The organism is Microcella pacifica (assembly GCF_009371975.2).
In the GTDB taxonomy this organism is placed as follows: domain Bacteria; phylum Actinomycetota; class Actinomycetes; order Actinomycetales; family Microbacteriaceae; genus Microcella; species Microcella pacifica.
Genome location: NZ_VIKT02000039.1, coordinates 1 through 8695, shown reverse-complemented (window position 1 = coordinate 8695; position 8695 = coordinate 1). Strand labels below are relative to the sequence as shown.

Below are 8695 nucleotides of genomic sequence, written 5' to 3'. Positions count from 1 at the left end.
GCCCGACACCACCCGCGGCATCAAACTACGCCCCGCGAGCTGACCCCCGGCTTCGCGGGCATACTTAACTGGGGCACGGGAACCATTTCGCGGGCATTCCTACATGAGGCACCTCGGGGACCTGCATCACCGGAAACCCCGCACACCATCGATGATCGCGCGCGACACCGCCGTCGCCCGCCGAGGGGAGCATCCTCATGCGTTTGAACGCCAAGACCGCCATCGTCACGGGAGGCGCACGCGGTATCGGCCGCGCCGCCGCCGAGCTGTTCGCCGAGGAGGGGGCCGCCGTCTGGGCGGCGGACCTGAGCCTCGACGAGCCGTTCGAGCATCCCGGCATCACCTTCGTGCCGCACGACGTGACCTCCCAGGAATCCTGGGCGTCCCTCGTCGAGCGAGTGCTCGACGAATCCGGCCGCGTCGACGTGCTCGTGAACAACGCGGGCCTCGTCGGCTCCTACGAGGGCGTCGAGACCATCGACCTCGATGACTGGCGCCGCATCATCGACGTCAACCTCAACGGCGTCTTCCTCGGCACGCGAGCCGTCATCCCCGTCATGCGCGCCGGGGGCGGGGGCTCGATCGTGCACACCTCCTCCATGTGGGGCATCGTCGGCGCTGTCGGCGTCGCCGCCTACACGGCCTCGAAGGCCGCCGTGCGCTCGCTCAGCAAGAACGTCGCGCTCACCTACGCCGCCGACGGCATCCGCTCCAACTCGGTGCACCCCGGCATCATCGAGACACCCATGGTGCTCGCGCAGGACGCCGCGCTCACGCAGGGGATCGTCGACGCGACGCCCCTGCGCCGCCTCGGCACCGCGCGCGAGATCGCCTACGGGATGCTCTACCTGGCCTCCGACGAGGCGAACTACGTGACGGGCGCCGAACTCGTGATCGACGGCGGCAGCACCGCGCAGTAGGGCTCTAGCCTGTCGCGCTGCGCCGGGTGAGCTCGGCGATCGCCGCCCAGTCCCGGTCGGCGAGGGACTCGTCGGCGAGCGCGGCCGCGAACAGCTCCTCGAACACGCCGGCCATGGGCAGCCGGGCACCATGCTGCTCGGCGAGGCCCTGCGCGAGCCGCAGGTCCTTGCGCCCGAGCTCGAGCGAGAAGAACGTCGGCCGGTAGGAGCCCTCGGCGATCGCCGCGCCGTAGCCGCGGTGCGCGACGCCGCCGAACAGGGTCTCGCCGAGCAGCTCGACGACGGTCGCGGCGGGAACTCCGACGCGCTCGAGGAGCGTGATCGACTCCGCGAGCGACTGGATCGCGTGCATGATCGAGTAGTTCACGGCGATCTTGGCCGAGACCGCGACGGCGGGGTCGGGGGAGAGCCGCCACGTGCGCGAGCCCATGGCGTCGTAGAAGGGCTGCAGGCGGTCGACGTCGGCGTCGGCACCGCCGGCCAGGATGTTCAGCTCGCCGCGCTCGGCGACGACGGGGCGCCCGAGCACGGGCGACGCCACGTACGCCACCCCGGCCTGCGCGCACGTCGCGTGCAGCGCGAGAGCGGCATCCGGACTGATCGACGCCATCGTGGCGTGGACTCCGCCGCGGGCGCCCGCCAGATTCTCCGCGGTGAGGATGCTCGTGCACACGTCGTCCGTCGCGAACATCGAGAGCGACACGGGCGTCGAGAGCGCCTCGAAGGGCCGCTCGACCGCGACGGCGCCCTCCTCGGCGAGTGCGCGGACGGGCTCGGGCGATCGGTTCCACACGCGCACCTCGTGCCCCGCCTGCACGAGCCGGCGCGCCATGGGGGCGCCCATCGTGCCGAGGCCCAGGAATCCTATGGTCGTCATGATCGTCTCCTCCTCCGTGCGCGGCCGTGGCCCGGTTGTTCTCCTCCGAGCGACATCCCTGCACAATCTAGCGGTCTTGCGGCCAAGGTGTATTGTGAGACATAACACCGACAGGGCAGTCGGAGGCTGCGCGGGCTCGACCTCGTGCGATTCGCCGAGGCCCGTCGTCCGACGATTGAAGCGAAAGGGAACCCCTCCCATGGACACCACTCGACTTGCAGGCAAGAACGTGCTCATCACGGGCGCCGCGCAGGGGATGGGCGCCGCTGTCGGCAAGCACTACGCCGCGCAGGGCGCCAAGGTCTGCCTCGGCGATGTCAACCTCGAGGGCGTGCAGTCCGTCGCCCAGGAGATCATCGACGCAGGAGGAGTCGCGACCGCCGTCTCCCTCGACGTCACCAAGCGCGAGTCGGCCGCCGCGGCCGTCGCGCACACCGTCAAGGAGTTCGGCAGCATCAACGTGCTCCTCAACAACGCCGGCATCAACAAGCCGCTGTTCTTCCTCGACATCACGGAGGAGAACTGGCAGCGCATCATGGACGTCAACGCCTGGGGAACCCTCGTGTGCATGCAGGAGGCCGCGAAGCAGATGCGCGACCAGGGCAAGCAGGAGTACCCGTACAAGATCATCAACGTCGGCTCGATCCTCTCGCGCGAAGCCTTCATCGACGTCACCGTCTACACGGCGAGCAAGCACGCCGTCCTCGGCATGATCAAGGCCGGCGCCAAGTCGCTCATGGAGCACAACATCACCGTCAACGGCTACGGCCCCGGGGTCGTGCGTACGGAGATGTGGGAGCAGCTCGACAAGGATCTGGTCGAGATGGGCATGTTCGACAAGCCTGGTCAGTCGATGGACTCGATCGCGGAGAACATGATCCTCATGAAGCGGTACTCCTACCCGGAGGACGTCATCGGCACGGCGGCGTTCCTCGCGAGCCCCGACAGCGACTACATGACCGGTCAGCTGATCATGATCGACGGCGGCATGGTCATCCAGTAGCGCGACCGCAGGTTATGCGGTCGCGCGCGTGCGTGCGGCTGGGTGCGATGTCGAGCGTGGACCGCAGGTTATGCGGTCGCGCGGCTACCGCGCGTCGTCTCCGCCGCCCTCGGCCGGCGAGGGCTTGCCCTCCGCAGGGATCACGGTGTGCTCGTCCTTCCCTGCCGGATCGTCCCCCTCAGCCTGTGACGGGTTGTTGTCCCCCGTGAAGTCGTCGAGGTCGGCGTGGTCGTCAGACTTTCCCATGGTGGTTCCTCCCGTGCGTTCGATGGGTCGCTCACGGTAGGTGCGCTGTCTGAAAGAGGATGGAGGATCGCCGAACGATCGACTCGGGGGTGGGCCCCGTGGGCGCGAGCGCAGGTTGTGCGGTCACGCGTGTGCGTGCGGGGTGGGCCCCGTGGGCGCGAGCGCAGGTTATGCGGTCGCGGACGAAAAACCTGTCAGGTGGGCCCCGTGGGGCTCGAACCCACGACCCGCGGATTAAAAGTCCGCTGCTCTGCCAACTGAGCTAGAGGCCCGCTACCCCCTCAATCTACCGTGGAGCACGGCCCAGCGGGGCCGGGTAGCGTGGCCGCCATGAGCGACGACCCGAGCAATGGGCCTGCCCGGCCGCACCGCCCGGTGCGGGTACCGGCGACCGCGTTCGAGGGCATCGAGGGCGGGCTCGACCCCGCCGTCGAGCTCCGCATCGCCCACGACAGCGCCCGCGCTCTCGTGCATCGCGTGCGCGAGAGCGACGACCCCGACCTCGTGGAGCGCATGGTCGCCTACACGGACGAGCACGGGCTCGACACGCTCGCCGAGCTGTGGGCGCGGGCGAGCGCGCGGTCGCTGCCGGGTGCGCTGTGGCGGCTGTCTCTCTTGCGCGCGCTCATCCGGCAGGACCCTCTCGGCACGTCGCTGCTCTTCCAGCGCGGTAGCGAAGTGCTCGCGACCGCCGACGTCGTCGTCGCGGGCGCCGAGTCCCCGACCGGCCCGGAGGAGATCCGCGTGCTCGCCGACCAGGTGCTGCACGGCGCCTACGTGGGCGACTTCGCGATCGCCCTGGAGCGCGCGGCATCGTTCTGCCGCACGGCATCCGCCGGCGCGGCCGATCTCGCCGACGACGCGGATGCCGCGGTCGACGACGTGCGAGCCGTGGAGCTGACGAGCCGGGCATCCCGCCTCGCGACGAGCGCGGAGGACTTCGCCGCGTGCGCGCGCCTCGAGCGCCGCGGCTCCCTCGACTGACGCCGTCCGGGCATCCGGCGCCCGTTCACGGCTCGACGGGCGCGCCGACCGAGCCTGAGTGCGAGCGGAATACGCCGCGCGGAGCCCTCGTTACACTGGAACAGCCGGGCCGCAGTAACCCCGGGCTCCACTATTCGCCGCTTCGAGCGGCCACGCGCCGAGAGGCGTTCTGCGGCCCGGTTTTTCTGTGCTCGCATGGGCCCGTGGCCCGCCCGCCCGCGCTCGCCTCAGTCGCTCCGCGCCCGGCTCGCGCCCGCCCCGCGAACCTGACAGAGACCTGAGCACTTGCGCCCCCGGCAAACCCCGGGCCCCAGGGTGCCGAACACCGGGCATGTCAACCACAGCACGGGAATCCCGCCCCCGCCTCACCGGCCTCGCCGCGGCGCTGACGCTCCCGGCATTGCTGATCGCCCTCACCGGATGCTCGGGCTCGATGCCCGGCGCCTCCGACGAGCCGAGCGAGACCAGCGAGCCGAGCGCGTCCGCACCCGCGGAGGAGTCGATGGAGCAGGGCGACGACGAGGTGATCACGATCGGGCTGCAGTTCATGCCGGAGACGATCACGGTGCCCGTGGGCACGACAGTGACCTGGCGCAACGGCGAGACCATCGGGCACACCGTCACTTCGGGTGCCTGGGGCGACGTGAACGAGAGCACCGGGTTGCGGGGATCCCAGACGGCTGACGGCCTGTTCGATCACGCGCTTGCGCCGATGGGACAGGAGGGGGACACCTTCTCGTTCACCTTCGATGAGGCCGGCGAGTATCCGTACTTCTGCCAGCCGCACCTGACCATGAACGCCATGGTCATCGTCGAGGAATAGCCGACCCCTGCACCGCACGACACCTGCACGATCAACTCACTGAAGGAGACACATCATGCGCAAGACCACCGCATTCGCCGGGCTCGGCCTCGCCGCCGCCCTCGTCCTCACCGGATGCTCTGCCACGGCCGAGGAGCCGATGGACGAGTCCATGTCGGAAGAGCCCGCCGTCGTCGACACCGTCAACAGCGATGGCGCCGCGCTGCGCGCCCAGCTGACGGCGCTGCTCGCCGACCACGTGTACCTCGCCGGTGCCGCGATCGACCAGGCGCTCGCCGATGGAGGCGACCTCGAGACTGCCGACGTGCAGGCCGCTGTCGCGACCGTCGACGAGAACTCGGTGGAGATCGCCGCGCTCGTCGGCTCGGTCTACCCCGACGCCGAGCAGCCGTTCCTCGACTCATGGCGCTCGCACATCCCGTTCTTCGTCAACTACACGCTGGGCAAGGCGACGGGTGACGAGGAGATGGCGGCGCAGGCTGTCGAGGACCTCAACGGCTACGCCGTGTCCTTCGGCCAGCTGATCAACTCGGTCGTTCCCGAGCTGCCCGCCGAAGCCGTTCAGGGTGAGCTCGAGATGCACGCCGTCTCGCTGCTCGCGGCGATCGACGCGAACCTCGCCGGTGACCCCGAGTACTTCAGCCTCCTCAAGGAGGCCGCGGGCCACATGCCGATGACCGCCACGGCTCTCGCCGGTGGCATCGCGGCGAACGCCGGTATCGAGTAACAACTGGTTTCCTCCGGGCCGGGGGTGAGGGGCACTGCGCCTCTCGCCCCCGGCCTTTCTCGTTTCGTCTCCGTCGACGCACCTCCCACCGAAAGGAGCAGAGCCATGCGAGTTCTGCGCATCGCCCTCTACGCCCTCACGGGCGCCGGTCTCATCGTCAACGCCGTCATCCACCTGCAGCTCGCGGCGACCTTCGACGCGGTCGCGGGCCCTCTGCTGAGCCAGGGCGACCTCTTCCGCATTCAGGCCGCGGCGGGCATCCTCGTCACCGTCGCCCTCGTGATCGCGCGCCGCGCCTGGGTGGCGGTCATCGCGGCCGTCATCGCCCTCGGCGGGCTCGGGATGCTCGTGCTCACGACCCTCGTGCCCCTCGACCTCACCGCCCTGGGGCTGCCGGCGATCTTCGAGCCGGTGTGGTACTCCGACAAGGTGATCGCGGCTCTCGCGCAGGGCCTCGCGGCGCTCACCGCTGCGGCGCTCGTCCTCGTCGAGCGCCGCCGCCGTGCGGCCGTCGCGCACACTCCCTAGACGATATGGGTCTTCGGTCCGGTTCTTGAGGCTGGGGCCTCGATTCGAGTAGTCGTGGGTTGCCAGCCTGTGGGGGCTGGCCTATCCACCAGGCGAATGGAGGCCCCAGTTGAGAATCCAGCGTACGAGCGTCGGTCTGGACGTGCACGCGCGCAGCGTTGTGGCATGCGCGATCGACGAGGACACCGGGGAGGTGCTCCGCCACCGTTTCGGCTACGACCCGGCTGCCGTTGTGGAGTGGGTGCGGTCGCTGCCCCAGCCGGCGGCGGTGACGTATGAGGCTGGGCCGACCGGGTTCGCTCTGGCCCGCCTATTCACTGCCTCCGGCATCGAGTGTGTCGTGGCGGCGCCGTCGAAGTTGCAGCGCCCGGTCGGGGATCGGGTCAAGACCGACGCGCGGGACGCGATGCACTTGGCAAGGCTGCTGCGGTTGGGGGAGATCGTCGCGGTTGCCGTGCCGTCGATCGAGCAGGAAACCGCGCGCGACTTGGTGCGAGCCAGAGAAGACAACCGAGGTGAGCTGATGGCCGCCCGGCATCGACTCTCGAAGCTGCTGCTGCGCCACGGGATCATCTATGACGGCAAACAGGCGTGGACCGGCGCGCATGATGCCTGGCTTCGCCGGCAGAGGTTCGACCATGCAGGACTGCAGGCCGCGTTCGATGCCGACTACGAAGCCGTGCAGCAGGTGCGCGCCCGCAAAGACCGACTCGACGCGATCATCGAGCAGATGGCCACCACCAGTGACTACGCGCCCGTGGTGCGACGCCTGGGGTGCCTGCGTGGGATCTCGACCTTGACCGGGTTCGGCCTCGCGGTCGAGATCGGCAACTGGGAGCGCTTCACGGGATCCAGCATCGGCGCGTTCGTCGGGCTGGTGCCCTCGGAGCACTCCTCCGGGCAGTCCCGCTCCCAAGGCTCGATCACCAAGACCGGCAACACTCACGCCCGACGCCTGCTGGTGGAAGCGGCCTGGCATCACCGCAAGGCGTATCGTCCCGGCGCCGTGATGCAGGCCCGGTGGGCTGCCGCGCCCAGCCTTGCCGCGTCCCGCGGCGACGACGGCAACCGGCGCCTGCATCACAAATGGCAGCACTTCACCGCACGCAAGAAGCGGCCCACGATCGCCAACGTCGCCATCGCCCGCGAGCTCGCCGGCTGGTGCTGGTCCCTGGCCGTGATGCCCGACTGACCTGGGCCCCCTGACCTGTCGGCAAAGGCAACGGGTGACGGCAGCGCGAGGAGCGACCCGCGGAACAGCTATGAGCAGCCCGCCTACGGGCAGGCGACGCTCGATCCTAGACAAGCGGAACCGCTCCAGCCGAACAGCACGTCCTGCGGTATCCAACCCGCGCATATCAGTCTGACCGCGCGTCGCCCACGACACGCACGACACCCACGCGACCTGCGCCGACCACACGAAAGAGCGCCCGGAGCATGATCACTCCGGGCGCTCTTTCCCCTGCCACTTGACAGGAACAACTCACATATCAGCTGTAGTGCCCAGGGACGTTGTTTGGTCTGGACGTCCTGACATAGCGAGAACCTCCGAGGCAGAGTGGAGCTGCTTACTGCTTCCGCTCTGAACCAAGGAGGTTCTCGTGTCCCACGGTAATGCTGCTCTGACTCCTCGCCAACGGCTTCGCCTTGCTCGGCAGGTTGTCGATGATGGCTGGTCGATCTCCGCCGCTGCCGACTATTTTCGCGTGTCCTATCCGACGGCGGCGAAGTGGGCCAAACGGTATCTCGAGCTCGGCCCTGAAGGCATGGCCGATCGCTCCAGCCGACCTCACACGCATCCCAACAAGACGCCGCAGCTGGTGGTGAAGAAAATCGTGCACTTGCGCATCAAGAAGCGCCTGGGCCCGGTGCAGATCGCTGGCCGGCTCGAACTGCCGGCCTCGACCGTGCATGCGGTTCTGGTGCGCTGCAAACTGAACCGCCTCTCGCACGTGGACGTGAAGACCGGAGAGCCGGCTCGCCGCTACGAGCACGACAAGCCCGGGGCGATGATCCACGTCGACGTGAAGAAGCTGGGCAACATTCCCAACGGCGGCGGTTGGCGGTTCGTGGGCCGCGAGCAGGGCCGGCAGAACCGACGATCAACACCCGGGCTGGCACGCAGCAAGCACCACCACGTGCTCATGCGACATGCCTTCGTTCACACCGTCATCGATGACAACTCTCGCGTGGCCTACGCCGAGATCCACGACGACGAGACCGCGGCCACCGCAATCGGGGTCTTGCGTCGGGCGACGTCGTGGTTCGCTGATCGCGGCGTGACTGTCGAACGCGTTCTCTCCGACAACGGTCCCGCCTATCGGTCACACGCCTGGCGAGATGCTTGCCTGGAGCTCGGCATCAAGCCGAAGAGGACCCGCCCCTACCGGCCGCAGACCAACGGCAAGATCGAACGGTTCCACCGCACCATGGCCGACGGGTGGGCATTCACGAAGCACTACAACTCCGGGTCAAGTCCCTGGAAGTGGTGTAACGGCTGATCCTTCGCTTTATGCGCTGAGTGCGATGAAGGTGTCGGCGACCACCTCGCTTTCGGTGTCGGGCAGGACGCGCATGCGGGAGCGGG

At 68.7% G+C, this 8695-nt stretch carries 9 protein-coding genes, 1 tRNA gene and 1 pseudogene; 8 read left to right on the top strand and 3 right to left on the bottom strand.

Annotated elements, in window-relative coordinates; all coding sequences use genetic code 11:
* Positions 1-197 precede the first annotated feature (197 nt).
* Positions 198-920 carry an SDR family NAD(P)-dependent oxidoreductase gene (locus FK219_RS13060; RefSeq protein WP_152584304.1) on the top strand — a complete coding sequence of 241 codons (723 nt, stop codon included), beginning with the start codon at positions 198-200 and terminating at the stop codon, positions 918-920.
* Between the two features lie 4 nt (positions 921-924).
* Here the strand turns inward: FK219_RS13060 and FK219_RS13055 are convergent, their stop codons facing one another.
* Positions 925-1998, bottom strand: a complete 1074-nt coding sequence (locus FK219_RS13055) for an NAD(P)-dependent oxidoreductase (RefSeq protein ID WP_152584303.1) — start codon at positions 1996-1998, stop codon at positions 925-927.
* Between FK219_RS13055 and FK219_RS13050 the strand changes: the two genes are divergently transcribed.
* A complete protein-coding gene (locus tag FK219_RS13050) occupies positions 1997-2800 on the top strand; it encodes an SDR family NAD(P)-dependent oxidoreductase (RefSeq protein ID WP_152584302.1) in 804 nt (267 codons plus the stop codon). The two genes, FK219_RS13055 and FK219_RS13050, sit on opposite strands and share 2 nt — an antisense overlap.
* An 84-nt stretch (positions 2801-2884) precedes the next feature.
* Here FK219_RS13050 and FK219_RS13045 read toward each other — a convergent pair whose 3' ends face one another.
* Positions 2885-3046 carry a hypothetical protein gene (locus FK219_RS13045; protein ID WP_165638151.1) on the bottom strand — a complete coding sequence of 54 codons (162 nt, stop codon included), beginning with the start codon at positions 3044-3046 and terminating at the stop codon, positions 2885-2887.
* Between the two features lie 199 nt (positions 3047-3245).
* Positions 3246-3318, bottom strand: a tRNA-Lys gene (locus FK219_RS13040).
* A gap of 58 nt (positions 3319-3376) precedes the next feature.
* On the opposite strand from FK219_RS13040, the gene FK219_RS13035 reads away from it, so the two are divergent.
* The 6 genes and pseudogenes from FK219_RS13035 to FK219_RS13010 all read left to right on the top strand — a co-directional run.
* A complete protein-coding gene (locus FK219_RS13035) occupies positions 3377-4030 on the top strand; it encodes a DNA-directed RNA polymerase subunit beta (RefSeq protein ID WP_168212723.1) in 654 nt (217 codons plus the stop codon).
* 331 nt (positions 4031-4361) lie between these two features.
* Positions 4362-4853 (top strand): cupredoxin domain-containing protein, encoded by a 492-nt coding sequence (locus FK219_RS13030; protein ID WP_152584301.1) that lies wholly within the window; start codon positions 4362-4364, stop codon positions 4851-4853.
* A gap of 55 nt (positions 4854-4908) precedes the next feature.
* The gene (locus FK219_RS13025; RefSeq protein WP_152584300.1) at positions 4909-5580 is read left to right on the top strand and encodes a hypothetical protein; all 672 of its coding nucleotides are present in this window, start codon (positions 4909-4911) and stop codon (positions 5578-5580) included.
* Positions 5581-5685: 105 nt separating this feature from the next.
* Positions 5686-6108: a hypothetical protein gene (locus FK219_RS13020; RefSeq protein WP_152584299.1), complete on the top strand. Its 423-nt coding sequence runs from the start codon at positions 5686-5688 to the stop codon at positions 6106-6108.
* 115 nt (positions 6109-6223) lie between these two features.
* Positions 6224-7300, top strand: a complete 1077-nt coding sequence (locus FK219_RS13015) for an IS110 family RNA-guided transposase (RefSeq protein WP_456238279.1) — start codon at positions 6224-6226, stop codon at positions 7298-7300.
* 409 nt (positions 7301-7709) lie between these two features.
* Positions 7710-8576, top strand: a pseudogene (locus tag FK219_RS13010) (IS481 family transposase); the annotation flags it as partial.
* Positions 8577-8695 lie beyond the last annotated feature (119 nt).

Excerpts from the sequence above, each read along its gene's own strand:
- FK219_RS13060 (WP_152584304.1), top strand. The coding sequence starts at position 198 with ATGCGTTTGAACGCCAAGACCGCCATCGTCACGGGAGGCGCACGCGGT.
- FK219_RS13050 (WP_152584302.1), top strand. The coding sequence starts at position 1,997 with ATGGACACCACTCGACTTGCAGGCAAGAACGTGCTCATCACGGGCGCC.
- FK219_RS13055 (WP_152584303.1), bottom strand. The coding sequence starts at position 1,998 with ATGGGAGGGGTTCCCTTTCGCTTCAATCGTCGGACGACGGGCCTCGGC.
- FK219_RS13045 (WP_165638151.1), bottom strand. The coding sequence starts at position 3,046 with ATGGGAAAGTCTGACGACCACGCCGACCTCGACGACTTCACGGGGGAC.
- FK219_RS13035 (WP_168212723.1), top strand. The coding sequence starts at position 3,377 with ATGAGCGACGACCCGAGCAATGGGCCTGCCCGGCCGCACCGCCCGGTG.
- FK219_RS13030 (WP_152584301.1), top strand. The coding sequence starts at position 4,362 with ATGTCAACCACAGCACGGGAATCCCGCCCCCGCCTCACCGGCCTCGCC.
- FK219_RS13025 (WP_152584300.1), top strand. The coding sequence starts at position 4,909 with ATGCGCAAGACCACCGCATTCGCCGGGCTCGGCCTCGCCGCCGCCCTC.
- FK219_RS13020 (WP_152584299.1), top strand. The coding sequence starts at position 5,686 with ATGCGAGTTCTGCGCATCGCCCTCTACGCCCTCACGGGCGCCGGTCTC.